General features: G+C 54.8%; 26 protein-coding genes. 9 read left to right on the forward strand and 17 right to left on the reverse strand.

The window, feature by feature from the left end:
* Window positions 1–62 precede the first annotated feature (62 nt).
* Entirely contained in the window at window positions 63–503 is a 441-nt protein-coding gene (gene slyA / locus ABFV38_RS09595) for a transcriptional regulator SlyA (protein WP_021241135.1), read from the forward strand.
* A 35-nt stretch (window positions 504–538) separates the two neighbouring features.
* Here the strand turns inward: slyA and ABFV38_RS09600 are convergent, their stop codons facing one another.
* Window positions 539–1,900, reverse strand: a complete 1,362-nt coding sequence (locus ABFV38_RS09600; RefSeq protein WP_063621460.1) for a GGDEF domain-containing protein — start codon at window positions 1,898–1,900, stop codon at window positions 539–541.
* 196 nt (window positions 1,901–2,096) lie between these two features.
* Window positions 2,097–2,564, reverse strand: coding sequence for an outer membrane lipoprotein SlyB (gene slyB, locus ABFV38_RS09605; protein WP_008500578.1), 468 nt, complete (start codon window positions 2,562–2,564; stop codon window positions 2,097–2,099).
* A gap of 255 nt (window positions 2,565–2,819) precedes the next feature.
* Between slyB and anmK the strand changes: the two genes are divergently transcribed.
* The 5 genes from anmK to pdxY all read left to right on the forward strand — a co-directional run bounded on the left by anmK (window position 2,820) and on the right by pdxY (window position 7,402).
* Entirely contained in the window at window positions 2,820–3,944 is a 1,125-nt protein-coding gene (anmK, locus tag ABFV38_RS09610; protein WP_348959248.1) for an anhydro-N-acetylmuramic acid kinase, read from the forward strand.
* A 93-nt stretch (window positions 3,945–4,037) separates the two neighbouring features.
* On the forward strand, window positions 4,038–4,361 hold the full coding sequence (gene mliC / locus ABFV38_RS09615; protein ID WP_025758348.1) for a C-type lysozyme inhibitor: 324 nt from the start codon (window positions 4,038–4,040) through the stop codon (window positions 4,359–4,361).
* Window positions 4,362–4,418: 57 nt separating this feature from the next.
* Entirely contained in the window at window positions 4,419–5,075 is a 657-nt protein-coding gene (pdxH, locus tag ABFV38_RS09620; protein WP_008500575.1) for a pyridoxamine 5'-phosphate oxidase, read from the forward strand.
* Between the two features lie 125 nt (window positions 5,076–5,200).
* A complete protein-coding gene (tyrS, locus tag ABFV38_RS09625; protein WP_023335449.1) occupies window positions 5,201–6,475 on the forward strand; it encodes a tyrosine--tRNA ligase in 1,275 nt (424 codons plus the stop codon).
* Window positions 6,476–6,541: 66 nt separating this feature from the next.
* Complete coding sequence (gene pdxY / locus ABFV38_RS09630) at window positions 6,542–7,402, forward strand: pyridoxal kinase PdxY (RefSeq protein WP_348959250.1); 861 nt, start codon at window positions 6,542–6,544, stop codon at window positions 7,400–7,402.
* Between the two features lie 90 nt (window positions 7,403–7,492).
* Here the strand turns inward: pdxY and gstA are convergent, their stop codons facing one another.
* The 12 genes from gstA to blr all read right to left on the reverse strand — a co-directional run bounded on the left by gstA (window position 7,493) and on the right by blr (window position 17,673).
* Entirely contained in the window at window positions 7,493–8,098 is a 606-nt protein-coding gene (gstA, locus tag ABFV38_RS09635; RefSeq protein ID WP_008500572.1) for a glutathione transferase GstA, read from the reverse strand.
* Window positions 8,099–8,203: 105 nt separating this feature from the next.
* Entirely contained in the window at window positions 8,204–9,712 is a 1,509-nt protein-coding gene (gene dtpA / locus ABFV38_RS09640; protein WP_348959253.1) for a dipeptide/tripeptide permease DtpA, read from the reverse strand.
* Between the two features lie 591 nt (window positions 9,713–10,303).
* Window positions 10,304–10,939 (reverse strand): endonuclease III, encoded by a 636-nt coding sequence (gene nth / locus ABFV38_RS09645; protein WP_008500570.1) that lies wholly within the window; start codon window positions 10,937–10,939, stop codon window positions 10,304–10,306.
* Complete coding sequence (locus ABFV38_RS09650) at window positions 10,936–11,622, reverse strand: electron transport complex subunit RsxE (protein ID WP_008500569.1); 687 nt, start codon at window positions 11,620–11,622, stop codon at window positions 10,936–10,938. The genes nth and ABFV38_RS09650 overlap by 4 nt, the downstream gene beginning before the upstream one ends.
* Window positions 11,623–11,624: 2 nt before the next feature.
* Entirely contained in the window at window positions 11,625–12,245 is a 621-nt protein-coding gene (gene rsxG, locus ABFV38_RS09655) for an electron transport complex subunit RsxG (RefSeq protein ID WP_045261492.1), read from the reverse strand.
* Between the two features lie 10 nt (window positions 12,246–12,255).
* On the reverse strand, window positions 12,256–13,308 hold the full coding sequence (gene rsxD, locus ABFV38_RS09660) for an electron transport complex subunit RsxD (RefSeq protein ID WP_024909350.1): 1,053 nt from the start codon (window positions 13,306–13,308) through the stop codon (window positions 12,256–12,258).
* Window positions 13,309–15,345: an electron transport complex subunit RsxC gene (gene rsxC, locus ABFV38_RS09665; RefSeq protein WP_348959256.1), complete on the reverse strand. Its 2,037-nt coding sequence runs from the start codon at window positions 15,343–15,345 to the stop codon at window positions 13,309–13,311.
* Entirely contained in the window at window positions 15,338–15,916 is a 579-nt protein-coding gene (rsxB, locus tag ABFV38_RS09670; protein WP_348959258.1) for an electron transport complex subunit RsxB, read from the reverse strand. The genes rsxC and rsxB overlap by 8 nt, the downstream gene beginning before the upstream one ends.
* A complete protein-coding gene (gene rsxA / locus ABFV38_RS09675) occupies window positions 15,916–16,497 on the reverse strand; it encodes an electron transport complex subunit RsxA (protein ID WP_008500564.1) in 582 nt (193 codons plus the stop codon). Before rsxA ends, rsxB begins: the two co-directional genes overlap by 1 nt.
* 76 nt (window positions 16,498–16,573) lie before the next feature.
* A complete protein-coding gene (locus tag ABFV38_RS09680; protein WP_045910336.1) occupies window positions 16,574–17,014 on the reverse strand; it encodes a DUF2569 domain-containing protein in 441 nt (146 codons plus the stop codon).
* 86 nt (window positions 17,015–17,100) lie between these two features.
* Window positions 17,101–17,316, reverse strand: a complete 216-nt coding sequence (gene ydgT / locus ABFV38_RS09685) for a transcription modulator YdgT (RefSeq protein WP_013096896.1) — start codon at window positions 17,314–17,316, stop codon at window positions 17,101–17,103.
* A 231-nt stretch (window positions 17,317–17,547) separates the two neighbouring features.
* A complete protein-coding gene (gene blr, locus ABFV38_RS09690) occupies window positions 17,548–17,673 on the reverse strand; it encodes a division septum protein Blr (protein ID WP_168112406.1) in 126 nt (41 codons plus the stop codon).
* A gap of 243 nt (window positions 17,674–17,916) precedes the next feature.
* Between blr and ABFV38_RS09695 the strand changes: the two genes are divergently transcribed.
* Window positions 17,917–18,957, forward strand: coding sequence for an oxidoreductase (locus ABFV38_RS09695; protein ID WP_348959260.1), 1,041 nt, complete (start codon window positions 17,917–17,919; stop codon window positions 18,955–18,957).
* Window positions 18,958–19,011: 54 nt separating this feature from the next.
* On the opposite strand, the gene add is transcribed toward ABFV38_RS09695, so the two are convergent.
* From add to malX, 3 genes are all read right to left on the reverse strand, one after another.
* A complete protein-coding gene (add, locus tag ABFV38_RS09700) occupies window positions 19,012–20,013 on the reverse strand; it encodes an adenosine deaminase (protein WP_348959262.1) in 1,002 nt (333 codons plus the stop codon).
* A 96-nt stretch (window positions 20,014–20,109) separates the two neighbouring features.
* Window positions 20,110–21,282: a MalY/PatB family protein gene (locus tag ABFV38_RS09705; protein ID WP_348959264.1), complete on the reverse strand. Its 1,173-nt coding sequence runs from the start codon at window positions 21,280–21,282 to the stop codon at window positions 20,110–20,112.
* Between the two features lie 48 nt (window positions 21,283–21,330).
* Window positions 21,331–22,923 (reverse strand): maltose/glucose-specific PTS transporter subunit IIBC, encoded by a 1,593-nt coding sequence (gene malX, locus ABFV38_RS09710; protein WP_063621468.1) that lies wholly within the window; start codon window positions 22,921–22,923, stop codon window positions 21,331–21,333.
* 179 nt (window positions 22,924–23,102) lie between these two features.
* Here malX and ABFV38_RS09715 point away from each other — a divergent pair, with 179 nt between their 5' ends.
* Together ABFV38_RS09715 and ABFV38_RS09720 are read left to right on the forward strand one after the other, a co-directional pair.
* Window positions 23,103–24,131: a Mal regulon transcriptional regulator MalI gene (locus ABFV38_RS09715; RefSeq protein WP_235404680.1), complete on the forward strand. Its 1,029-nt coding sequence runs from the start codon at window positions 23,103–23,105 to the stop codon at window positions 24,129–24,131.
* A gap of 235 nt (window positions 24,132–24,366) precedes the next feature.
* Entirely contained in the window at window positions 24,367–25,272 is a 906-nt protein-coding gene (locus ABFV38_RS09720; protein ID WP_348959267.1) for a hypothetical protein, read from the forward strand.
* The last annotated feature ends 389 nt before the right edge of the window (window positions 25,273–25,661 follow it).

Genomic DNA, 25,661 nt, shown 5'->3' on the forward strand with positions numbered 1-25,661 from the left:
ATACAAATGCTGCACACTATTCTAAAATCAGTATAATAACTTAGCAAGCTAATTATAAGGAGATGAAATTGGAATCGCCATTAGGTTCTGATCTGGCAAGGTTGGTACGCGTCTGGCGTGCTCTGATTGACCATCGCCTGAAACCTCTGGAATTAACACAGACGCATTGGGTCACGCTGCACAACATTCATCAGCTTCCGCCCGATCAGTCACAAATTCAGCTGGCAAAAGCGATAGGCATTGAGCAACCGTCGCTGGTGCGCACGCTTGATCAGCTGGAAGAGAAGGGGTTGATCTCCCGACAAACCTGCGCCAGCGATCGTCGTGCTAAGCGGATTAAACTCACTGAGAAAGCGGCGCCTATCATCACCGAAATGGAAGCCGTCATCACCAAAACGCGCGGTGAAATCCTCTCAGGCGTTTCACCGGCGGAGCTGGAAATGCTCATCAGCCTCATTGCTCGCCTTGAGCAAAATATCCATGAGCTGCAGTCTCGCGACTGATAAACACGAAGGCCTTGCACCAGCAAGGCCTTTTTTTACTTAAAGACGACCACACGATTACGACCCGTCTCTTTCGCTTCATACATCGCCTTGTCGGCACTTTCCACGCACGCTTCTGCGGTTATCGTTGATGACGTTGCCGTAAACACCCCCATACTGATGGTGATGGGCTCCGGCAACTGACCGCCGCTGCTGGTTTTATCAAAGCTGCTTAGCTTCAGACGTATGCGTTCGGCCACCTGGTACGCGGAGTCTGACGACGTGTTGGCCAGCATCAGCACAAACTCCTCGCCGCCGATACGGGCCGCGATGTCCTGCGGGCGCACGGAATCCATCAGCAGGTTGGCGACAAACTGCAGGACTTTATCGCCCTGGAGATGCCCGTAGGTGTCGTTAATGCGCTTGAAGCGATCGAGATCGCTGACAATGACGGAAACGGGGCGGTTAGGTCTGGCGATATCCAGCGCCTGGTTTAACGATTCATAAAAATAGCTGCGGTTATAAAGGCGCGTGAGCGGATCGCGGATCGAGTTCTGATAGGACTGCTGATATTTTACGTGCGAGTCGCGATACAGTCTGAAGACATCGTAAAGCAGAACAAAAATAATCAGCAGCGTGGCGACAGTTTCAAATAACCGGGCGCGGTACCAGGAGATATCTTCGGCATGTCCACCCGCTAACAGCATTGAAAGCGTGACGATATAGCAAACGCACAGAAAATTTCCGCCTACCCAGAATAAATTGCGCACGCGCGTGACAAACATCAGCGCTACTAATGTTATCACCCAGAAAACAATTAAAGAGATATTAATGCAATGGCTCCAGAGGACCATAAACTGCCGGGTTTCATTATCAACCAGGTCAATCGATAACAAGGGCGAGTGGCTGGAATATATCCAGGCCAGTCCCACGGCACAGGCGGTAAAAAGAGACGCCCCGCTCACAATTGAGATATGCGCCAGCCGTGAAAGAGGGTATTTGCGCATGGGATAGAGTATTGCCGCCACGATGAACAGCACCGCCATTAAAAAGTGGCGGAACATATAGTAGATCATCGCATCGTTGTAGTTCACGACGTTGAACTGATAGAGATCCAGCCAGGCGGGGAAGCTGGTCAGCGTTCCGACCATCAGCAATGCGGATCCGGCAAAGGCAAAGGCGATTGCGACCAGATACAGTCGTCTTTTGTCACACCCGTATTTCATCGCCATAAAGCAGGCAATAAACAGGTGAAACACCAGAAGAAAAATGGTGAGCGTAGGGAATAAAAGCGGTGAAAAGGACGGAACCCATTCAACGAGTTTTAAAAACAGCGCGTGCAATATCCCGATAACAACAAGGCAACCGAGACAGAACGCGATATAACGGCTCGTTAGAGCACGACGATTCGCAAGCATAGAATTTTTACAAATTATAATGAATAAAGAGAAAGTGATTGCGAAGAGTCTAATCAATTAGTGCAATAAATACTTTGCGCAGAAACAATATAAGGGGTGATTAATAATGGATGGTGTGAATGTATTTTGTAATTATATTTGTGAAAGTGATATATATTGTAAATGGATGTGGCCCGAAGACCACATCCACTTTTAATTAACGTGGAGAAACGGTCACCTGGCTTCCATTGCTCGCCAGTACAACGCGCTGGCCTGCAGAGAAGCGGGTGCTGCCCTGTTTCTGAACAACCATGATTGTGCTGCCGTCGTCTTTACGAATTTCCAGTTCTACGCCCTGCGTTTTGTTCATCGCACCCTGAACGCCCTGGCCGGCTACGCCACCCGCAACGGCACCTGCGGCTGTCGCCAGAGAGCGACCCGTACCACCGCCGACGGTATTACCCAGGAAACCACCCAGAACGGCACCGCCGATTGCGCCCATCACGTTGTTTTCATCACCACCCTGAATCTGTACAGGGCGTGCGTTAACAACGGTACCGTAAGTCACGTTCTGAACCTGTTTCGCTTCAGAAGCGCTGTAAACGTCGCCAGAAAGTGAACTGTCATTCACACAGCCAGCCAGAGTTAAACCAATCAGCGAAACGCCCAGTACACGTAAAATCATTTGAATCTCCTGTTCACCAAAAACGCCCGGTTGGGGGCATCCGTTATGGCTAAATTATATGGCATAAGGAGCCATAGTTCATATCTTTGCACTAACAATAGGAAAATTGTACTTGAATTTGACTTAACGAGACATAAACAGGATCCGCCCGCGCTACCCGTCTGACATTGTTAAAAAATATTATTGCCGGATGGCAAAGCGACGTCGTTTATGGTTGAGTGGATATCCTTAGCCCACGCAACGTAAGGAAAGCGCATGAAATCGGGTCGCTACATTGGTGTGATGTCAGGCACCAGTCTGGATGGGGTAGATGTCGTTCTGGCCGCCATTGATGAAAACATGGTGGCACAGCAGGCGAGCCTGACCTGGCCAATCCCCATTTCACTGAAAGAGGATATTCTCAGTATCTGTCAGGGGCAGCAGCTGACCCTCTCCCAGCTTGGGCAACTGGATGTCCGCCTCGGGGCGCTGTTTGCGGATGCGGTGCAGGCTTTGATGCAAAAAGAACATCTTCGCCCGCAGGATGTGGTCGCCATCGGGTGTCACGGACAAACGGTCTGGCATGAGCCCATCGGAGAGGCCCCGCATACTCTGCAAATCGGCGATAACAACCAGATTGTGGCGAAGACGGGCGTCACGGTGGTCGGCGATTTCCGTCGTCGCGATATTGCTCTTGGCGGACAGGGCGCCCCGCTGGTGCCCGCGTTTCATCAGGCGCTGCTGGCACACCCTTCAGAACGGCGTATGGTGCTCAACATTGGTGGGATCGCCAATCTGTCGATGCTTATCCCTGGGCAGCCGGTCCGCGGCTACGATACCGGCCCGGGCAATATGTTAATGGATGCCTGGATCTGGCGACAGTGCGGTCAACCGTATGATAAAAACGCGGAGTGGGCGAGCGAGGGTAAGGTGATTATCCCGCTGTTGCAGTCCATGCTGAGCGATCCTTATTTTGCTTTACCGGCACCGAAAAGCACGGGGCGTGAATACTTCAACTTTGGCTGGCTTGAGCGCCAGCTGGCGTCATTCCCGGCACTCGCGCCGCAGGATGTTCAGGCGACGCTTGCCGAGCTTACGGCCGTGTCGATTTCCGAACAGGTGCTCCTCAGCGGCGGATGTGAACGCCTGCTGGTGTGCGGCGGGGGAAGCCGTAACCCGCTGGTGATGGCGCGTCTTGCCGGGCTGCTGCCGGGCACCGAAGTGTCGACGACCGATGAGGCTGGCATCAGCGGTGATGATATGGAGGCGCTGGCCTTCGCCTGGCTTGCCTGGCGCACCATTGCCGGGCTGCCGGGCAACTTACCGTCGGTAACCGGCGCGCGCGAGGCGAGCGTCCTTGGGGCGATTTTCGCGGCAAATCCGCGTCATAATCAGAGTTAACTGAAATTCAGCGCGGCGCGTCGTCGTTAAAATGGAACGAAACAGGGGGGCAGCCATGCCCTCCAGGACCAGGAAAGTCTTCGGAATACGCCCATGAAAAAACTTCTTCTTATTGCCGCCCCTTTGTTGCTGTCAGGATGCAGCGTCTACAACCAGCTCCTTGAGCGCATGCAGACCGATACGCTTGAGTATCGCTGCGACGAAAAACCGCTGACCGTGAAGCTGAACAATCCACGCCAGGAAGCCAGTTTTGTTTATGACAATAAACTGCTGACGCTGAAGCAGGGCATTTCAGCCTCGGGCGCGCGTTACACCGACGGTATCTATGTCTTCTGGTCGAAAGGCGACAGCGCCACGGTCTACAAACGTGACCGTATTGTGCTGAACAATTGCCAGCTCGAAAATCCGAAGCGTTGAGATTTTTACAGGGGCGGCGCACAATAGCGCCACCCACTCTCAATGTCAGCTAACGCCATGTCAGATAACGACGAACTGCAGCAAATTGCGCATCTGCGCCGTGAATACACCAAAGGCGGCCTGCGTCGCCAGGATCTTCCCGCTGAACCCCTCGTTCTTTTTGAACGCTGGCTGAAACAGGCCTGCGAAGCGAAACTTGCCGACCCCACGGCCATGGTCGTCGCGACGGTGGATGAAAATGGTCAACCCTATCAGCGCATCGTATTGCTCAAGCATTATGACGAGAAAGGACTGGTGTTCTACACCAACCTTGGCAGCCGCAAAGCACACCATCTGGAAAACAATCCGCGTATCAGCCTGCTGTTCCCCTGGCACATGCTGGAACGTCAGGTCATGGTGACCGGCAAAGCGGAACGTCTCTCGACGCTGGAAGTGGTGAAGTATTTCCACAGCCGCCCGCGTGACAGCCAGATTGGTGCCTGGGTATCAAAACAGTCCAGCCGCATTTCCGCCCGCGGGGTGCTGGAAAGTAAATTCCTCGAGCTGAAGCAGAAGTTCCAGCAGGGCGAAATCCCGCTGCCGAGCTTCTGGGGTGGTTTCCGCATCCCGATTGAGCAAATCGAGTTCTGGCAGGGGGGCGAACATCGCCTGCACGACCGCTTTTTATACCAGCGCGAGAATGGCGGCTGGAAAATCGACAGACTGGCGCCGTAATCCCCGAAATTTGTTGATTTAAGCGCTAGCGCACACCGCGCTTGCGCTTTATTCTATGGTCCTTTCGCATCAGGCGAAAAGTCGTGTACCGGCAAAGGTGCAGTCGTTTATACATGGAGAATTTGATGGCAAGCAGTAACTTGATTAAACAATTGCAAGAGCGGGGCCTCGTGGCCCAGGTGACGGACGAGGAAGCGTTAGCAGAGCGACTGGCGCAAGGCCCGATCGCGCTCTATTGCGGCTTCGATCCCACCGCTGACAGCTTGCATTTGGGGCATCTTGTTCCATTGTTATGCCTGAAACGCTTCCAGATGGCGGGCCATAAGCCTGTTGCCCTGGTGGGCGGCGCGACCGGTCTGATTGGTGACCCAAGCTTCAAAGCCGCTGAGCGTAAACTGAACACCGAAGATACCGTGCAGGAGTGGGTCGATAAGATCCGCAAACAGGTTGCACCGTTCCTCGACTTCAACTGTGGCGATAACGCCGCGATTGCCGCGAACAACTACGACTGGTTTGGCAGCATGAACGTGCTGACCTTCCTGCGTGACATCGGTAAGCACTTCTCTGTTAACCAGATGATTAACAAAGAGGCCGTGAAGCAGCGTCTGAACCGTGACGACCAGGGTATCTCCTTTACCGAGTTCTCCTACAACCTGCTGCAGGGGTATGACTTTGCCTGCCTGAACAAACTGCACGGTGTTTCCCTGCAGATTGGCGGTTCTGACCAGTGGGGTAACATCACCTCCGGTATCGACCTGACCCGTCGCCTGCACCAGAATCAGGTCTTTGGTCTGACCGTTCCGCTGATTACCAAAGCCGACGGTACCAAATTTGGTAAAACCGAAGGCGGCGCGGTATGGCTCGATCCGAAGAAAACCAGCCCGTACAAATTCTACCAGTTCTGGATCAACACGGCGGATGCCGATGTTTATCGCTTCCTGAAGTTCTTCACCTTTATGGATATTGAAGAGATCAACGCGCTGGAAGAAGAAGACAAGAACAGCGGGAAAGCGCCGCGCGCGCAGTACGTGCTGGCAGATGAAGTGACCAAACTGGTTCACGGTGAAGAAGGTCTGGCCGCGGCAAAACGCATTACTGCTAGCCTGTTTAACGGCACCCTGAGCGATCTGAGCGAAGCGGACTTCGAACAGCTGGCGCAGGACGGCGTGCCAATGGTTGAGATGGAGAAAGGGGCTGACCTGATGCAGGCGCTGGTGGACTCTGAACTCCAGCCTTCACGCGGTCAGGCGCGTAAAACCATCGCGTCCAACGCCATCACCATCAACGGTGAAAAGCAGGCCGACCCGGAATACACTTTTGTTGACGGCGACCGTCTGTATGGTCGCTACACCCTGCTGCGTCGCGGTAAGAAAAACTACTGCCTTGTCTGCTGGAAATAAGTCACAGTCTCCAGGGGCGTGGGAAACCACGCCCCTTTTGTTTTTTCAGGGTTGGGTAAGCATAAAATGAAGAACATCCTCGCCATTCAGTCCCACGTTGTTTTTGGACATGCTGGCAACAGCGCAGCGGAATTCCCGATGCGCCGCCTCGGCGTCAACGTCTGGCCCCTCAATACCGTTCAGTTTTCCAACCACACGCAGTACGGCAAATGGACCGGCTGCGTAATGCCGCCTTCACACCTCACCGAGGTGGTGCAGGGCATTGCCGATATCGGCCAGCTCAAGCGCTGTGACGCCGTACTGAGCGGTTATCTTGGTTCTGCGGAGCAGGGGGAACATATCCTTGGCATCGTGCGTCAGGTAAAGGCTGCCAACCCGTCGGCAAAATACTTCTGCGACCCCGTTATGGGCCATCCGGAGAAAGGCTGCATCGTGGCGCCGGGTGTCGCGGAGTTCCACGTCCGCCACGCGCTGCCCGCCAGCGATATCATTGCGCCAAACCTGGTTGAGCTGGAAATTCTCTGCGAGCATCCGGTTAACAGCGTAGAAGAGGCCGTAAGCGCGTCTCGCGAGCTGATTGCGCAGGGGCCTGAGGTTGTGCTGGTAAAACACCTCGCGCTCGCAGGGCTAAGTCAGGATCGCTTTGAGATGCTGCTGGTGACGAAAGAGGATGCCTGGCACATCAGCCGTCCGCTGGTGGATTTTGGCCTGCGCCAGCCGGTGGGCGTGGGGGATGTGACCAGCGGCCTGCTGCTGGTGAAATTACTGCAAGGGGCAACGCTGCGCGATGCGCTGGAGCATGTTACTGCGGCAGTGTACGAAATTATGATGGCGACGAAAGAGATGCAGGAATATGAGCTGCAGGTGGTCGCAGCACAGGATCGAATCGCGAAGCCGGAGCACTATTTCAGCGCAACCCAGCTTTAAACACCGCCCGGCGGCGCTGCGCTTGCACGGGCCTACGGAATTCGTAGGCCGGGTAAGCGTCAGCGCCACCCGGCAACACAGTCTGCTCGGTTAATTCAACCCTTCGGCTTTCAGCGCCGCAGCCACCGCAGGACGCTCTGCCACACGCTTCATATACGATGCAATGTGGTCTAACCCTTCCAGATTCAGCTTAACCGCACGCGCCCAGCGCAGCACGGTGAACAGGTACGCATCAGCGATCGTGAAGCGTGACCCGCCAATCCACTGCTCGTCTTTCAGCGATTCGTTAACGTACTGCAGCTTTTTCTCCAGCAGGGCGCGCAGGGTAGGCTTAAACTCTTCCGGCGTATCCGGGCGGAACAGGGGGGTAAAGCCTTTGTGCAGCTCGGTGGCAATGTAGTTCAGCCACTCCAGCGTTTTATAGCGAGAAATGGTACTGACCGGGGCCAGCAGCTGGCGATCGGGCACGCTATCGGCCAGGAACTGCATAATCGCCACGCCTTCGGTCAGCAGAGTACCGTCATCCAGCAGGAGCGCCGGAACTTGTCCTTTCGGGTTAATGGCAAGAAAATCATCGCCGTTTTCCAGACGTTTTTTCATCAGATCAACGCCATCCAGCGTGAAATCTTTGCCGCTCTCGCGCAGGGTGATATGGGAAGCAAGAGAGCACGCGCCCGGTTTGTAGAACAGTTTCATCGGTAACTCCTTTTCGCTGAGGTTTCAGCTATGTTAGTGCGCAAACGGATAAAAAAAAAGCCGCTAATAGATTAGCGGCTTCTGGTCAGTCGTTTCTCACGGATATCACGCGGTAGCGGTTTTGGTCGCCTTAGCGGTCTTGTCGTCGTCCTGAGTCATTCGATTCAGTTTCGGTGCAGTCAGCAGCATCAGAACGGCAATAACGGCAGTCGCGATACCAATCTGCATGAACACGGTACCGTAGACGTTCAGAGAAACCAGTGGGTCAGTGACGTTTTCCGGTACGGCCATCAGGTTCGCAATCTTGCCTGCGATAATGGCTGCACCCGCAGTCGTCAGGAACCAGCTACCCATAATGAAGCCCATCAGACGCTGTGGCACCAGCTGTGCAACCATTGCCAGACCCAGACCGGAGATCATCAGTTCGCCGATAGACTGCAGCGCGTAGCTCAGGATCAGCCAGTTAACGGATACGATACCGGCGTCGGTAGCAAATTTGGTACCCAGCGGCAGCACCAGGAACGCGCCGGAGCACAGCACCATACCGATAGCGAACTTGTGCGGCATTGGCAGACGGTCGCCCATCTTGTTATAGATCGCGGCCAGAATCGGGCTACCAATCATGATCCAGAACGGGTTCAGCGCCTGATACTGCTCCGGTTCGAACGCAATACCCAGGATGGAGTGCTCAACGTTACGAATGGCGAAGAAGTTCAGAGAGGTTGGCATCTGGCTGTACAGTACGAAGAAGATAATCGCTTCCAGCATCAGAATGAACGCCACGATCATCTTACGGCGGGCAGCACCCTGCATGGCGAATGCTTCTTTCGCAAAGATGACCACGATACCCAGCGCAACCACGCCCAGAACGGCACGTGCGATGCCCTGGTTGTGCAGCAGCCAGGTGGCGATCGCCGCCAGCGCAACAACGCCCACAATGGTCGCCAGCAGTTTGCCCATATGCACAGGCTCGAAGTCCGGTTTTGAACCGTAGTTTTTAACCCAGCTGCGGCAGAACAGGAAGTTCACCACGGTGATCAGCATACCGACGAAGCTCAGCGCAAACGCCACGCTCCAGCCGAATTTTGCTGCAAGCCATGGGGTGGCCAGCATTGAGAAGAACGAACCGATGTTGATGGACATGTAGTACATGGTAAATGCACCGTCCAGACGCGGATCGTCTTTGCTGTAGCAGGTAGAGAGCAGGGAGGACGGGTTCGCTTTGAACAGACCGTTACCGACGGCAATCGTCGCCATACCCATATACACGACAGCGGCATCGTGCCCTGACCATGCAACCAGACCATAGCCAATTGCCAGGACAATGGCGCCCAGCATGATGACACGTTTAGTGCCGAGGACTTTATCGCCCAGCCAGCCGCCAATCGCGACCAGACCGTACACCAGAGCACTGAAGGAGGAGAACAGCGTGATGGAATCGGCTTCGGACATACCCAGCTGTTTCACCAGGTAAACTGCCATGATCCCTTGCAGGCCGTAATAACCAAAACGCTCCCATAACTCGATAGAGAAGATGAGATAGAACGCTTTTGGTTGTTTAAAAGCGTTAAGACTCACGCTTTCATCTGTTGGTTTATTGTTTGCAGTAGACACATATACCTCTTTTTTTACATCCCATATTAACGGGGGTGTTCATAGCGTGATGGCCGTAGTCCATACGCCTTATAGTTATATTGGGAGGAGAAACGGCGGGTAATGTTCACTATCCTGCCCCATCTGGCAATACGTTTGTAATAATCTGTTACATATATCTGGGTTGGTATAATCGTCGGTTCATGCAAATGTTATTCAGCGTTAAATTTTATACGATGTGTAAAGGTAGTTTTTTCGACTGGCAGAGACCCATCAGGACCGGTGCTTGGCGATATGTTCTGCTATTTGCCGTCTCTGGTAGTGATATAGCCCAAATTCTGAAAAATAGCTGGTCTTATCGTCGGTAAAAAAAGAAGAGTGTCTTGTCAGACAAAGGCTTTAGCTCGATTTTGACAACAAAAAAACAACATGAAGTTATCAGGGTGATCGCGATCACAGATGTATAGAAATTTTCGGCTATGAAAAAAGTATTAACCTGTTTGAGCGTTAAAGCACCGAACAAGTGACAGCCTGGGGGAGACGAAAGGCGAACAAATAACGGCCAAAAGAAGCGTGTACCATCACCCTTCTTTTGGTGTGGGCTTGTGTGGCTCAGGGATACACTTTTTCTTTGTATTCGCAGAGATCTTCAATAATGCAGGAGCCGCAGCGAGGCTTACGGGCAATACACGTGTAACGGCCGTGCAGAATCAGCCAGTGATGGCAATCAACCTTAAATTCAGCCGGAACCACTTTAAGCAGCTTCTCTTCGACCTGCTCGACATTTTTCCCCGGCGCAAAGTTGGTCCGGTTAGACACGCGAAATATATGCGTATCGACGGCGATAGTAGGCCAGCCAAACGCGGTATTGAGCACCACGTTCGCGGTTTTACGACCTACGCCCGGTAAGGCTTCCAGCGCAGCACGGTCTTCCGGCACTTCGCCTCCGTGCTGTTCCAGCAGGATCCGGCAGGTCTTAATGACGTTCTCGGCTTTGCTGTTAAACAGGCCGATGGTTTTGATATACGACTTCACGCCTTCCACGCCCAGCTCCAGCATGGCCTTCGGCGTATTGGCGACCGGATAGAGCAGGGCGGTGGCTTTATTGACGCTCACGTCGGTAGCCTGTGCAGAGAGCAACACCGCGATCAGCAGCTCAAACGGGGAGGTAAAATTCAGCTCCGTCGTCGGGTGCGGGTTCTCGTCCCGCAGACGGGTCAGGATCGCAATGCGCTTTTCTTTATTCATGAGGCCTTCTCGGGTGTCCCTTCCAGAACGCTGCGCTCAGCCGCGCGGCGCTTACGTTTCTCATCAATCAGGTATTTTATCGCCAGCATCATGCCAAGGCCAATAAACGCACCGGGCGGCAGCATCGCCAGCAGGAATGGCGTATCGGTGTGGAACACTTCAATGCGCAGCGCTTTGGCCCAGCCGCCCAGCAGCGCATCTGCGCCGTCAAACAGCGTACCGTTGCCGAGGATTTCACGCAGGGATCCCAGCACGAACATGGCGCACGTGGCGCCCATGCCAATGGAAAAACCATCCAGCGCCGACATGGCCGGACTGTTTTTCACCGCGAAGGCTTCCGCACGCCCGACCACGATACAGTTGGTGACGATAAGGGGAATGAAGATCCCGAGCGACTGGTACAGACCGAACGCGTAGGCGTTAATCAGCATCTGAACAATACTGACCACCGACGCAATGATCATGACGTAAATCGGAATACGAATTTCCGACGGCGTCCAGCGGCGCAGGGCAGAGATGGAGAGGTTGGTCAGGGTCAATACCAGCGTGGTTGCCAGACCCAGACCGAGCGCGTTGGTGGCGGTGGATGTCACCGCCAGCAGTGGGCACATACCCAGAAGCTGAACCAGCGCGGAGTTGTTTTTCCACAACCCCTGGACAATGACCTCTTTAACCTGGCTCATGATTACTCCTCACAGGCCGGAAGATTGTTGATTTGCGCGGGCAGCGTTTCAGCATACAGCCCGGCTCGTTTTACGGCATTCACCACCGCACGTGGGGTGATGGTCGCACCGGTGAACTGGTCAAACTCGCCGCCATCTTTCTTCACCGCAAACGCGGTGTCATCTTCACCATGGATCACTTTACCGGCAAAGTGCAAAATCCAGTCGCTCAGACGGGTTTCAATTTTATCGCCAAGACCCGGCGTTTCATGGTGTTCCGTCACGCGGGTGCCCAGTATGGTGCCGGAGAAATCGCTGCCCACAAGCAGTTGAATGGCACCGGAATAGCCGTCAGGCGCCGTCGCTTCCATCACTGCGCCGACCGGTTTATCCCCTTTGCGGGCAATAAAGAGGCGGTGCGGGCCTTTCCCAAGCTGGGGCGCGTCTACCACAAAGCAGCTTTTTTGCAGGTCGTTATCGTAGAAGTCAGACGGGATCACCTGATCGAACAGGGCCTTTTGCTGCTTCGAGGCCTGCTCTTCGATGGTCGTTTTGGTCAACGCATTAACCAGCGCCGTCAGCCCTGTCAGGACCGCGGCGAAGACAGCCAGCGTGACGCCGTGTTTTTGCATCGTTTTTAACATGGCGAAACCCTTAGCGATGACCGTACACGCGTGGACGCGTGTAATAGTCGATGAGCGGAACGGTAATGTTGGCGAGCAGGACGGCAAAAGCCACGCCGTCCGGGTAGCCGCCGAAGCTGCGAATGAGCCAGACCAGCAGGCCTGCCAGCGCGCCGAAGATCAGGCGTCCGCGGTTAGTCGTTGAGGCCGTCACCGGATCCGTAAGGATAAAGAAGGCACCCAGCATGGTCGCGCCGGAGAGCAGGTGCATCTGCGGGCTGGCCAGTGATTCAGGAGAGAATACCCAGCCCAGCGTGGCGCAGACCGCCAGCGTCACGAGGAAGCTGACCGGAATATGCCAGCGGATGGCTTTCTGCTGCAGCAGGAACAGGCCGCCCAGCAGATACGCCAGGTTGACCCACTGCCAGCCGGCACCCGCCAGCACGCCGCTGTAGATCGCCGATTTCATGATCTGCTCAACGCTGTGCCCGGCATGCAGGGACGTTTTAAAGGTATCAAGCGGCGTCGCCTGGCTGATACCGTCCACGCCCATACGCAGCGCGTTCATATCGGCACCGAGTGCCGTATGGCCGGTAAAGATCACGTGCAGAGCATCCATGAAGCCCGGAACCGTGGCCGCAATCTCGTGCGGTGGCAGCCAGCTGGTCATCTGTACCGGGAAGGAGATCAGCAGCACCACGTAGCCAATCATCGCCGGGTTAAACGGGTTATGGCCCAGTCCACCATACAGCTGTTTGGCAATGATCACCGCAAACACGGTGCCGAGGATCACCATCCACCACGGGGCAAACGGCGGGATACTGATAGCCAACAGCAGGCCGGTCAGCAACGCGGAGTTATCGGCAAGAATGCGGGAGACCGCTGCCTTGCGCAGCTTAAGGACAAGCGCTTCCGCCGCCAGGGCGCTGGCGCAGCCCAGGATTATCTGGAACAGGGTTCCCCAGCCGAAAAACCAGCACTGAACGGCAATGCCCGGCAGCGCCGCCAGGCAGACCAGCATCATAATGCGCGATGTCTGGCGCTGATTGTGGGTGTAAGGGGAGCTTGCGATTCTGAAAACCATTTAATCCTCGTTAACTGCTTGCTGTGCGGCTTTCTTTGCCTGAACGCGCGCAATGGCGGCGGCGACGGCGGCTTTGCGCGGGTCATCGTTGGCGGCCTGCGGTTGTTCATCCTGCTGCGCCGCTTTGCGCGCTTTAGCGCGGGCAATCGCCGCTTCGACGGCGGCTTTACGCGGGTCGACCGGCGCTTCGGGTTCTGCGGTTTGCGTCTGCTGTGCCGCCTTGCGCGCTTTGGCACGGGCAATCGCCGCCTCAACGGCCGCTTTGCGAGGGTCGACAGCGTCCTGCTCGACCACCACATTCTGTTCACCGGCTTTGCGTGCTTTGGCGCGGGCTATTGCCGCTTCAACGGCGGCTTTGCGTGGGTCAACCTCAGCATCCGTCTGGGTCGTATCCGTCTGGGTCGTTTGCGCTTTTTCTGCCTGACGGGCGCGGGCCTGAGCTTTACGCGCTTCACGCGCAGCAATCGCTTCGCTGTTGTCCGGCTTCTCGCCGGCCGGGATCACCACAGGCTGTGCCGCAGTGGCTTTTTTCTCGCGAACGCGCGCCAGTGCGGCGTTAATCGCATCCTGATCTTTCTCGCCAGGCTGAACGGCGGCCTGCTTATGGCGCTCCTGACGGGCAATTTTTTCGCGTTCCAGTCGCGCCTGACGTGCTTCAAAGCGCGCTTTGGCTTCTGCTGCGCGTTTTTCTTCCATGGAGATGGCATAAATTTCAGCCTTCTCCTGGCGGAAATACTGCACCAGAGGAATGTTGCTAGGGCAGACCCAGGCGCAGGCACCGCATTCGATACAGTCGGCCAGGTTATGGGCTTTCGCCTTGTCGTGCAGTTGGCCTTTGCTGTACCAGTACAGCTGCTGCGGAAGCAGATCCGCCGGGCAGGCGTCGGCACAGGCGCTGCAGCGAATACAGCCTTTTTCTTCCTGCTCTTCACCCATCTCGGTCGGAGAAGGGGCGAGCAGGCAGTTGGTGATTTTGACTACCGGCACATCGAGCCACGGCAGGGTAAAGCCCATCAGCGGACCGCCCATGATCACCATCTGGTCGCTTGACGGGCAAAACTCAGCCTGCTCCAGCAGGTGACGCACCGGCGTACCCAGACGCGCCCAGACGTTGCCCGGACGAGAGACCGCTTCCCCGGTCAGCGTTACCACGCGCTCGGTCAGCGGCTCGCCGTCGATTACCGCGCGCTTCACGGCGTACGCGGTGCCGACGTTCTGCATCAGCACGCCGATATCCGAAGAGCGTCCGCCGTGCGGAACCTGCTTACCGGTGAGAATTTGCGTCAGCTGTTTAGCACCACCAGAGGGGTACTTGGTCGGGATAACGCGCAGGCTAATATCGTGACTGCCCGCCAGCACGGCGCGCAGCATTGAGATGGCCTGCGGTTTATTGTCTTCGATACCGATCAGCACTTCCCGCGGCTGCAGAATGTGCGCGAGGATGCGGATGCCTTCCACCACCTGGGCGGCGCAGTCCTGCATCAGACGATCGTCGGCGGTGATGTACGGTTCGCATTCGGCGGCGTTAATAATCAGCGTCTGAATATTATCGCCACCGCCGCGCAGTTTGGCGCCGGTCGGGAAGCCTGCGCCGCCGAGGCCGGCAACGCCGAACTGATGAATGCGCTCGATGAGCGCTTCGCGGCTATGGGAGCGGTAGTCGCTCCAGCCGTCACGGTCGATCCAGCGGTCTTCGCCGTCGGCTTCAATCATCACGCTCAGCTCTGAGAGCGCTGACGGATGGGCCACCGTATGGGGCGCGATGGCGACCACCTTACCGGAGGTGGGGGCGTGCACCGGCAGCATACGTCCGCGACCAAAGGTCAGCGGCTGACCGCGAAGAACCGTATCGCCTTCTTTCACGCACAGCTCACCCTCCGCGCCGATGTGCTGCTTGAGCGGCATAACGAAACGGGTCGCCAGCGGAATTTGACGCAGCGGCGTGCCGTTAGACTGGGTTTTCATCTCCGGTGGGTGAATCCCCCCGTCAAAGTCCCAAATCTTCTCTTTTCTGAAAGCAGAAAATAACTTAAGCATGTTGTTCCACAGGAATATTGCGAACCGGAATGGTTTGAAGATCCCACTTCCAGCTTTCGGTAGTCGTTTCAACCGGGCGCAGCTCGATACATTGCGTCGGGCAGGGTGCTACGCAGAGGTTACAGCCGGTGCACAGGTCCGCCACCACGGTGTGCATGGCGCGCGTTGCGCCAACAATGGCATCGACCGGGCAGGCCTGAATACATTTGGTGCAGCCGATGCAGTTCGCTTCGTCGATCACGGCCAGCGCGCGGACCGGCTCCTGCACATCCGCCTCGCCGTCAACAGGCTGCGGATCAACGTTTAGCAGGGCCGCAATTTTCAACATCACCGCTTCGCCACCGGGCGCACAGCGGTTAATTTTCTCACCCTGAACCCCTACCGCTTCGGCATAGGGGCGGCAGCCCGGGTAGCCACACTGCCCGCACTGGCTTTGTGGCAGAAGCTCATCAATTTTCTCTACAACGGGATCGTCCTCTACCGCGAAACGGCGGGAGGCGTAACCCAGGATAAGGCCAAACACCAACCCCAGGACGCTGATAGAGGCGATGGCAATCCAGATAGCATTCATTACAACTTCACCAGACCACTAAAGCCCATAAAGGCCAGAGACATTAAACCGGCGGTCACCAGCGCAATCGCGTTACCGCGGAAGGGCGCAGGGATATCCGCTGCTGCCAGGCGCTCGCGAATAGAGGCAAACAGCACCATGACTAGCGAGAAACCGACGGCCGCAGAAAAACCATACAGCGCCGACTGCATAAAGTTATGACCAAGGTTGATGTTCAGCAGCGCTACGCCGAGAACCGCACAGTTGGTGGTGATCAGCGGCAGGAAGATACCCAGCAGGCGATAAAGCGCCGGGCTGGTTTTGCGCACCACCATTTCGGTAAATTGCACCACCACCGCGATAACCAGAATAAAAGCCAGCGTACGGAGATAGGTTAACCCCAGCGGAATGAGGATCCAGGTATCAATCCACCACGCGCAGATGGACGCCAGCGTCATGACGAAGGTCGTCGCCAGCCCCATGCCCATTGCCGTTTCCAGTTTTTTGGAAACGCCCATAAACGGACACAGGCCAAGGAACTTCACCAGAACGAAGTTGTTAACCAGCACGGTGCCGACAAAGAGCAGTAAGTAATCGGTCATTATTTAGCCTGAAATAAAAAAGCCGCCTATTATCGGACAAACACACGCAGGCGACAACAGGTTATCTGTAGGGTTATTACGGGTTCACGAAAGTGTTTTTCACCCGTGTCGAACGCTTGAAGTAGGGCACCAGCAGCGCCGCGGCCAGCAACGGGAAAAGCAGCTGACGAACGGCCAGCGCGTCTGAAACGGGCGAAAAAGCAAATGCCTTCACCGCCAGCAGGACCGAAACCAGCAGCCAGATAATGTAGTGCTTAGGCACATTCTTACGGCGCTTAAAGAAGGCGATGGTCAGCCACAGCGTGTAGTACCACATCCCGATCGCGAAAACGAACGACACAAACCACAACGCAATATTAAGCACGCTTTGCGACATCAGGGTCTGGATGGCGTGGGGGGTAATCAGTGCGGTGGTATAAAGCAGCAGCGCAAGTGATGCGCTTAATAAGGCAACCAGCAGCCATGCCAGTGGGGCGATTAACCAGCCTCCAATGCGTTCTCCAGGCGTTGCGGTCATGAACTCTCCCATAATCTGCGCGAAATGTTGTACAGCCAGTTGGCAGGGCGGAGAGTATATAACATTTCGCGCGGATGGCTACTTTCTTATAAAACGTAACGCCATACGGACTTAGGCACTTCGCCGACGTTGAACAAACGACCACCAGAGACCAGCTCCGCACGGCGATGATCAGCGGCGCGATACATATTAATGATGTCCTGATTATCCGACAGGGTGTAGTTCAGATGGTCAAACAGTTTTTCCAGGCTCTCAAGCGAATTGATCTTGCGAAATTTTAATAAATAGTCCTGAACTGTCATATTAATAAGTTTCCATATAAAAGTGAGTAATACCAGTTAAGGTAATTCGTTCGAATAATAAACGGATTAATAAAGACGTAAACAGCCCACTCAGGTAACGCGACGAAATTAGGAGTTTTCTTTGCTGAAATTCAGGCATCAGACGATGCCTGGAAGAGAAGGTTAACCGTGTTCACCAGGGCTGGCAATAAGTAACTGACATATTATGTCACTCTTTATTGCAGTAACCGGTTACTTAGGTTGAGCGACGGTGACAGGCTCCGGCGGCTGGTAGTTATCGATATGGCTGGCAACGCCCAGCAAAATGACCGAAACCCCAAGGACAATCCATCCCGCTAATTCAATGATTCGATTAATAATTGACGTCATGATACGTAATTGTACTTTATCCATAAAGACAGGGCGCAAATGTTACAGCGACGTTTCCCTGACGGCAAGGGCTTTGGGAACGGTTCCCTTAAACAAAATCAGTAGGTTAATACTATGTAACAAAAACAATCCGTATAACCTGCTATTTTACGTCATAGGGCACATTATTAATCCGTGGTAATGCCAGGCTAGCCAGTGTGAAATAAGAACGACATAACAGAGGATGGCACTATGAGTGATAATATCCGCGTTGGGCTTATCGGTTACGGGTACGCGAGCAAAACGTTTCATGCGCCTCTGATAGCCGGGACGCCGGGCATGGCGCTGGCGGCGGTATCCAGCAGCGACGCTGCAAAAGTCCATGCCGACTGGCCTTCCGTGCCGGTTGTTTCAGAGCCGAAACATCTTTTCAACGATCCCAATATTGATTTAATCGTCATCCCCACGCCGAACGATACCCACTTTCCGCTGGCAAAGGCCGCGCTGGAAGCCGGGAAACATGTGGTTGTCGATAAACCCTTCACCGTGACGCTGTCACAGGCACGCGAGCTGGATGCGCTGGCAAAGAGTCTGGGCAGGCTGCTGTCGGTGTTTCATAACCGCCGCTGGGACAGCGATTTTCTGACGGTAAAACGGCTTCTCAGTGAAGGCGCGTTAGGGGAGATCCTCTTTTTTGAATCCCACTTTGACCGTTTTCGCCCGCAGGTACGAAACCGCTGGCGCGAGCAGGCCGGCCCTGGCAGCGGCATCTGGTATGATTTAGCCCCGCATCTGCTGGATCAGGCCGTCAATCTTTTTGGCCTGCCGGTGAGCATGACGGTCGATCTGGCCCAGCTCAGACCCGGGGCACAGACAACCGATTACTTCCACGCGGTGCTCAGTTACCCGCAGCGGCGGATTGTGCTCCACGGTACGATGGTCGCGGCTGCAGAATCTGCCCGCTATATTATTCACGGCACGCGCGGGAGCTACGTGAAGTTTGGTCTCGACCCGCAGGAAGACAGGCTGAAAAACGGTGAGCGTCTGCCGCAGGAAGACTGGGGCTATGATATGCGCGACGGCGTCATCACGCGGGTGGAAGGCGAGGAGCTGGTCGAAGAGACCTTGCTGACGATACCGGGTAACTATCCGGCGTATTATGCCGCTATCCGCGATGCGCTAAACGGCACGGGGGAGAACCCGGTTCCGGCCAGCCAGGCGATACAGATTATGGAGCTGATTGAGCTGGGCATCGAATCTGCCAAACATCGCGCCACGCTCTGTCTGGCATAAGTTTTGACGTTGTTGTAGGCCGGGTAAGGCGTAGCCGCCACCCGGCAAAAGGGTTTACGCGGTTGCCACCTTATCCCGCAGCGCCTGCTTCTCAGCAGGCGTCAGGAAGGCGATCTCCAGCCCGTTAATTTGCGCCTGACGGATCTGCTCGCGGCTCAACCCCGCCTGCGGAGCTGCGATGTTGTACTCGTGGATGATATCCACGCCCTGAACCGCCGGATCGTCCGTATTCAGAGAGGCCAGCACGCCGTGTTCAAGGAACGTTTTCAGCGGGTGCTGCGACAGCGATGCTACGGTGCTGGTCTGAATGTTAGACGTCAGGCACGACTCAATACCGATACGCTGCTCCGCCAGGAAATCCATCAGCGCGCGATCTTCGACCGCCTTCACGCCGTGACCAATACGTTCTGCGCCCAGCTCGCGGATGGCCTGCCAGATGCTTTCCGGGCCAGCCGCTTCACCCGCATGTACGGTAATGCGCCAGCCGGCATCGCGCGCGCGGTTGAAGTGGGAGAGGAACAGGCTACCCGGGAAGCCCAGCTCGTCACCGGCGAGGTCGACGGCGGTGATGGCATCACGATGGGCCAGCAGCGCTTCCAGCTCCTGCAGGCAGGCAGCTTCACCGAACGTACGGCTCATGATGCCGATCAGACGGGCCTGAACGTCGAAGGTTTTACATCCTTCGCGGACGCCTTCAATAACGGCTTCCACCACGCCTGCAACGGGCAGATTGTGGGTCATCGCCATGTAGCCCGGCGAGAAGCGCAGCTCGACGTAGTGCAGGCCGTTGCGGGCGGCATCTTCGATGTTCTCAAACGCCACGCGGCGGCAGGCATCCAGCGACGCCAGCATCTTCACGCCCCAGTCGAGTTTGCTCAGGAAGCTCACCAGGTCCGGTTCATTAGAGGTCACCTGTACGTGAGGGATCAAGGACTCAAGGGTCTGAGCAGGAAGCGTTAAATTGAACTGGCGGCCAAGATCGAGGATGGTTTGGGCACGAATGTTACCGTCAAGGTGACGATGAATATCAGTTAAAGGCAGGCGTGTATCAATCATGGTCGCACTCTTTTCTGGTTAAAGTGCGCCATATTATAAAAACAAAACGGGGTAAAAAGCTATTTGCGCAAGGGAATATTCCGTTGCGCAAGTTAATTACAGGAGCGTGTTAATCCCGGCGATGAGGCGTTGAACCCCTTGCTCCAGCTTGCTGCGGGGGCAGCCCGCATTTAAGCGCACGAAGCCATTTCCCTCTTTCCCGTAGGTATATCCCGGCATGATGGCGACTTTTTGCTGCTCGATCAGCACTTTTTGCAGCGCCCGATCGTCAATGTTCAGTGGGCGCAGATCGATCCAGGCCAGATAGGTCGCTTCCGGTGGCTGCCAGTTCAGTTTCGGAAAAGCGCGGTTTACTTCCTGCGCAATATACGACAAATTCCCTTCGAGATAACCCCGCAGGGCATCCAGCCACGGCTCCCCCTGCTGGTAGGCGGCGATATGCGCCGTCAGCGCCAGCACGGAAGGGGAAGAGAGCCCGTCCCGTCCTTTTAGCGCGCTGAGATAGCCGTTACGGCTCTCTTCATCGCCAATCAGGCCGTAAGCCCCCGTCAGCCCCGGAATGTTAAAGCTTTTCGAGCCGGAGGTCAGAAGCGCCCATTTGCCCCGCGCCACGGCGTTCCACGGCGTGTGACGATGTTCTCCCCACACCATGTCCATATGGATTTCATCGCTGATAACCGCCACGTCATAGCGTGCGCACACTTCCGCCATGTGCGTCAGCTCATCCCGCGTCCAGACCTTGCCGGTCGGGTTCTGCGGGCTGCACAGCAGCAAAATTTTGTTTTCCGGTTTCGCCAGCGCCGCTTCGAGGGCCGCCATATTGCCCTGCCAGCCTGCAGCCTGCTTTTCCATCTCAACCGCCACAACACGACGCGCGTTACCCTCAATGGCTTTATAAAACGCATCGTAAGCCGGGGTGTGCACCACCACGCCGTCGCCAGGGGTTGACCAGAGGCGTATCAGTTCAGAGACCATGTAGATGACTGACGGACCATAAACCACGCTTTCAGTATCAATCCGGCTGTTAAAACGCTGCTGGAACCAGTGCGCGACGGCGGCGAGAAACTCGTCGTTTTTCCAGCGACTATAGCCAAACACGCCGTGATGAATGCGCTGATGCAGCGCGTCGATTATGCAGGGGGCGGTGGCGAAATCCATATCCGAGATGGTGAAGGGCAGCAGATCGTCCGCGCCAAAACGGTCGGCGACGTAGTCCCACTGCGTACACCAGGTGCCGTGTCGATCCACGACGGTGGAGAAATCAAACATGCTTAAATCCTTAACGTAAAACCCCCTCATGGTGAGGGGGCGGAGGCATCAGGCTTCTACTGTTCGCATCAGGGTTGCCAGCTCATCTTTCACTGACTGTACCTGCGGGCCGATAACCACCTGCAAATTGTGCTGATTTAACTGTACCACGCCGATGGCCCGGTTGGCTTTCAGGGCGTTGGTATCCACTTTTGACATATCCGCCACCGACAAACGCAGGCGGGTAATGCAGTTATCCAGCGAGGTGATGTTATCCGCACCGCCCAGCGCCGCCAGAATGGCAGGGGTGTTGTAGCCGGATTTGCCCACGGTACCGGCAACCGCCTGTTCCACGCTGGTGGCCGTATCGGTATCGCGGCCTGGCGTTTTCAGGTTAAAGCGGGTGATGGCGAAGCGGAAGATCCCGTAGTACACCACAAACCAGATTGCCGCCACGACCGGGACCAGATACCACTTGGTGGAGAGGCCGTGCAGGATCCCGAAGACCACGAAGTCAATCACGTTGCCGTCGGTGTTACCGATGGTGACGCCCAGCACCGCCATCACGGTAAAGCCCAGACCGGTCAGCACAGCGTGAATCAGATACAGCACCGGCGCAACGAACAGGAACAGGAACTCGATAGGCTCGGTGGTCCCGCCCACGACGCAGGCGATCACGCCGGAAATCAGCAGGCCTTTAATTTTATGACGGTTTTCCGGACGTGCGCAGTGGTACATCGCCAGTGCGGCACCCGGCAGGCCGCCGAGGAAGGCAGGCATTTTACCCTGAGACAGGAAGCGGGTGGCGCTTTCGGAGAAGCCGTGTGTCGTCGGGCAGCTCAGCTGCGCCTGGAAGATGGTCAGCGCACCGCTCACGTCGTGACCGCACACCTCCATCGTCCCGCCCGCTTCGGTGAAGCGAATCAGGGCCACCAGGATATGCTGCAGGCCAAACGGCAGCAGCAGACGCTCGCCGGTACCGAAGATCATCGGACCGAAATCTCCCGCGCCGTTGATGATGCGGCCAATGCCGTTGATGCCCATCGCGAAGACCGGCCAGATCAGCGGAATGATCAGACCAAACAGGCCCATCACCACCAGGGTGATAATCGGTACAAAGCGGGTACCGCCGAAGAAGGCCAGGGCATCCGGCAGACGGATATTGTGGAAGCGCTCGTGCAGCATCCAGATAATCACCCCGGCGATCACCGCCCCGAGGATCCCGGTATCAATAGACTGGATACCAATCACGCTCTGAATGTTGTTAGCTTTCAGTACGGCAGCGTCGGTGGTCGGCAGAATGCCTTTCGCGGTCAGCCAGAAGTTAACCGCGAGGTTCATCACCGCGTAACCCACAAAACCGGCAAACGCCGCGACGCCTTTGTTCTCGCGGGCCAGGCCCAGCGGGATAGCAATACAGAACATCACGGGCAGGAAACTAAACGCGAAGGAGCCGACTTTACTCATCCAGATAAAGATCGCCTGCAGCACGGGGGTGCCGAGGAACGGGATCAGCGTGATGACGTCTTTACTGCTGAGGGAGCTGCCGATACCCAGCATGATCCCGCAGAACGAGAGGAGTGCCACGGGCAGCATAAAGGTTTTACCCAGTTGCTGGAAAAATTCCCACAGCGATATTTTTTGTGCTGCTTTCGCCGTCATAAAACGACTCCTTTATTGTTAAAATCAGTTTGTCTGCTTCAATGCTGCGAGAAGATAAAACGTTTTATCAAAGTTTAGTGCGCGCTAAATCACATTCTCAGGCTTTGACTGGTAGTATAAAGATAACGTATTGATAAAACGTTTTACCGATCTCATTTTTCAGGGAGTCACTCCAGGACATGGCTGTAGCGAAGAAAGTCACCATCAACGATGTCGCGCTGGCGGCGGGGGTTTCCGTCAGCACCGTTTCTCTGGTACTGAGCGGAAAAGGGCGCATCTCTCCCGCGACCGGTCAGCGGGTGAACGAGGCGGTTGAACAGTTGGGCTTTGTGCGTAACCGCCAGGCGTCGGCGCTGCGCGGTGGGCAAAGCGGGGTGATTGGCCTGATTGTTCGTGACCTGACGTCACCGTTCTATGCGGAGTTAACCGCCGGGTTAACCGAAGCGCTTGAAGCGCAGGGGCGGATGGTCTTTCTGCTGCACGGCGGGCGCGAGGCCGGGCAGTTGCTTTCCCGGCTCGATATGCTGCTGAACCAGGGGGTGGACGGGGTGATCGTCGCCGGGGCATCGGGCGTGGGCAGTGAACTGTGCGAGCGCGCCGCCGAAAAAGGCGTGCCGCTGGTGTTTGCCTCGCGCGCCAGCTACCTCGACGAAGCCGATACGTTGCGCCCGGATAACATGCAGGCCGCGCAAATGCTGACCGAGCATCTTATTCGTCGTGGGCATCAGCGCATTGCCTGGCTGGGCGGTAAAAGCTCGTCCCTTACCCGCGCCGAGCGGGTCGGCGGCTATTGTGCGACGCTGATTAAATACGGCCTGCCGTTCCACAGCGAGTGGGTTGTTGAGTGTGAGTCCAGCCAGAAGATGGCGGCGGAAGCGATAGGCGCGCTGCTGCGAAGCAGCCCGACCATCAGCGCCGTTATTTGCTATAACGATGTGATCGCCATGGGCGCCTGGTTTGGCCTGATCCGCGCCGGGCGTCAGAGCGGCGAGGGCGGGGTGGAAACCTTCTTCGGCCACCAGGTGGCGCTGGGGGCGTTCGCCGACGTTGGTGAAAACGCCCTCGACGACCTGCCGATCGTCTGGGCCACCACCCCTGCGCGGGAGATGGGTTACACCCTGGCTGACAGAATCATGCAGCGTATCGACAATGCGGATGTGCAGGCCGGGCACCAGATTGTGGGGGCGCGGTTAGTGACGGTGAAATAATCTCCGCTGCACATCGCCCGGCGGCGCTGCGCTTGCACGGGCCTACAACGGCTCGGGATCGTAGGCCGGGTAAGGCATAGCCGCCACCCGGCTAGAAATTATGTGTAATAGTACTATCTGCTATTTATTATATCTTATATGCATGATTCTTATGTGCTGCGCTTAAGTGGAATAAATGATATGTTCATAAGTCATTACTTTTATATAATGATGCTAACTCTTATGGAGGAATTCTATGCCCAGCCCAGATCTTTTTTCTATTGTTATAGCTATCAATCATCTATCCGATTCCGTGAAGGAAACTCAAGAAATAGTAAAGCAGGTTAATAATATCGATTGGTCTAAAGATTATATTATGCCATTTTTAACGCTTTTGCTCTCAGCCGCTGTTGCTTACTTGAGTGCTAAGTCTGGTTATAGGTGGCAGGATAAACTTCTTACAAATAAGCTTAAGATAGATACTGTCAACAAGACAATATTGGGCTTTCAGAATATGCAGGGGATATTATTAAGCCTCAAGGGGAATTATGCAAATAATTTATCTGAACATCCATTACAACGCACTATTGCAGTACCGCAAATGATCTATTCATTCTCACCGTTAAATCTAAATTATGAGCATCTTCTTCAAGTTATAATGACAAATGATATAAGCATTAAAAATCAACCGTGGTTAAGTATCTCATCATACGTGTCAGTGCAAGATCAATTTAATCAGTTAGATAAGGTTATTCAGGAACGGAATTCTTATGATTATAAAATAAAAGATAGCTTGGCTCGTGAATACGAACGTAAATCCTTTAGCGTGGACGAGATACTCTCTAATGTCAATCCTGTAGATTTGCACAAATACATAGAGTTAACTGAAATTATTATTAACATGATTGATAACTTAACGATCTCGGCAAATGACTTCTTAAGGAATTTTCCTGAAACTGCAAGTCAGTTAATCGGGAAGGATAAATCTAAATATTATAAAATGGTTCAAGGATACAAAAATGAGTCAGAGTTAGTGAAGAACTTGCAAAAAAGAACTGTGCCACTTGACTTTGAATTGGCTGAGGAAATATTAAATATACCAAGTGCTGATATAAAGAGAGTACTATGTGATCAAAGTTACACAATACAAACCCCAAAATGATGGATGAGTGTATAAAAGTTTGAGTTTGGTTTTTTAATTATAGGGTGTATTGCAATTTATAATATATTTTGGATGGAAGTGTTATCGAATGCACGACTCCCTTTTTTGGAATCATGCTCGCATAAATTTGATAAATCCTGTGCAAATACATAAAATTAGTTCCTTAAATTTTCCATTCCGTATAAGGTGCCCCCACTGCGGCAAATTCCGCAGTCAGGCGTGGAAACCTGATCTATCACACGACGACACAGTTTTAGTGTCGAGGCAGCGCATATCCTTGTAAAATCAACGGTGGCGCTGATAGGGCAGTCGAAAGACTGGCTGAAGACCGTGTGATTCAGTTTCCACCCCTGTCAGCGCCGCCACCCTCTGAGCGTGGAAACTTAGAC

This window comes from Enterobacter cloacae complex sp. Mu1197, assembly GCF_040059225.1.
Taxonomy (GTDB): Bacteria; Pseudomonadota; Gammaproteobacteria; order Enterobacterales; family Enterobacteriaceae; genus Enterobacter; species Enterobacter quasiroggenkampii.

What these genes read in the sequence shown, in the direction of transcription:
- rsxA (WP_008500564.1), bottom strand. Translation starts at nt 16,497, where the DNA reads ATGACCGATTACTTACTGCTCTTTGTCGGCACCGTGCTGGTTAACAAC.
- malX (WP_063621468.1), bottom strand. Translation starts at nt 22,923, where the DNA reads ATGACGGCGAAAGCAGCACAAAAAATATCGCTGTGGGAATTTTTCCAG.
- ydgT (WP_013096896.1), bottom strand. Translation starts at nt 17,316, where the DNA reads ATGACAGTTCAGGACTATTTATTAAAATTTCGCAAGATCAATTCGCTT.
- anmK (WP_348959248.1), top strand. Translation starts at nt 2,820, where the DNA reads ATGAAATCGGGTCGCTACATTGGTGTGATGTCAGGCACCAGTCTGGAT.
- nth (WP_008500570.1), bottom strand. Translation starts at nt 10,939, where the DNA reads ATGAATAAAGAAAAGCGCATTGCGATCCTGACCCGTCTGCGGGACGAG.
- slyB (WP_008500578.1), bottom strand. Translation starts at nt 2,564, where the DNA reads ATGATTTTACGTGTACTGGGCGTTTCGCTGATTGGTTTAACTCTGGCT.
- pdxH (WP_008500575.1), top strand. Translation starts at nt 4,419, where the DNA reads ATGTCAGATAACGACGAACTGCAGCAAATTGCGCATCTGCGCCGTGAA.
- ABFV38_RS09680 (WP_045910336.1), bottom strand. Translation starts at nt 17,014, where the DNA reads ATGACCGCAACGCCTGGAGAACGCATTGGAGGCTGGTTAATCGCCCCA.
- rsxC (WP_348959256.1), bottom strand. Translation starts at nt 15,345, where the DNA reads ATGCTTAAGTTATTTTCTGCTTTCAGAAAAGAGAAGATTTGGGACTTT.
- ABFV38_RS09705 (WP_348959264.1), bottom strand. Translation starts at nt 21,282, where the DNA reads ATGTTTGATTTCTCCACCGTCGTGGATCGACACGGCACCTGGTGTACG.
- add (WP_348959262.1), bottom strand. Translation starts at nt 20,013, where the DNA reads ATGATTGATACACGCCTGCCTTTAACTGATATTCATCGTCACCTTGAC.
- mliC (WP_025758348.1), top strand. Translation starts at nt 4,038, where the DNA reads ATGAAAAAACTTCTTCTTATTGCCGCCCCTTTGTTGCTGTCAGGATGC.
- slyA (WP_021241135.1), top strand. Translation starts at nt 63, where the DNA reads ATGAAATTGGAATCGCCATTAGGTTCTGATCTGGCAAGGTTGGTACGC.
- pdxY (WP_348959250.1), top strand. Translation starts at nt 6,542, where the DNA reads ATGAAGAACATCCTCGCCATTCAGTCCCACGTTGTTTTTGGACATGCT.
- ABFV38_RS09600 (WP_063621460.1), bottom strand. Translation starts at nt 1,900, where the DNA reads ATGCTTGCGAATCGTCGTGCTCTAACGAGCCGTTATATCGCGTTCTGT.
- ABFV38_RS09720 (WP_348959267.1), top strand. Translation starts at nt 24,367, where the DNA reads ATGCCCAGCCCAGATCTTTTTTCTATTGTTATAGCTATCAATCATCTA.
- ABFV38_RS09695 (WP_348959260.1), top strand. Translation starts at nt 17,917, where the DNA reads ATGAGTGATAATATCCGCGTTGGGCTTATCGGTTACGGGTACGCGAGC.
- rsxD (WP_024909350.1), bottom strand. Translation starts at nt 13,308, where the DNA reads ATGGTTTTCAGAATCGCAAGCTCCCCTTACACCCACAATCAGCGCCAG.
- ABFV38_RS09650 (WP_008500569.1), bottom strand. Translation starts at nt 11,622, where the DNA reads ATGAGCCAGGTTAAAGAGGTCATTGTCCAGGGGTTGTGGAAAAACAAC.
- tyrS (WP_023335449.1), top strand. Translation starts at nt 5,201, where the DNA reads ATGGCAAGCAGTAACTTGATTAAACAATTGCAAGAGCGGGGCCTCGTG.
- ABFV38_RS09715 (WP_235404680.1), top strand. Translation starts at nt 23,103, where the DNA reads ATGGCTGTAGCGAAGAAAGTCACCATCAACGATGTCGCGCTGGCGGCG.
- gstA (WP_008500572.1), bottom strand. Translation starts at nt 8,098, where the DNA reads ATGAAACTGTTCTACAAACCGGGCGCGTGCTCTCTTGCTTCCCATATC.
- rsxG (WP_045261492.1), bottom strand. Translation starts at nt 12,245, where the DNA reads ATGTTAAAAACGATGCAAAAACACGGCGTCACGCTGGCTGTCTTCGCC.
- rsxB (WP_348959258.1), bottom strand. Translation starts at nt 15,916, where the DNA reads ATGAATGCTATCTGGATTGCCATCGCCTCTATCAGCGTCCTGGGGTTG.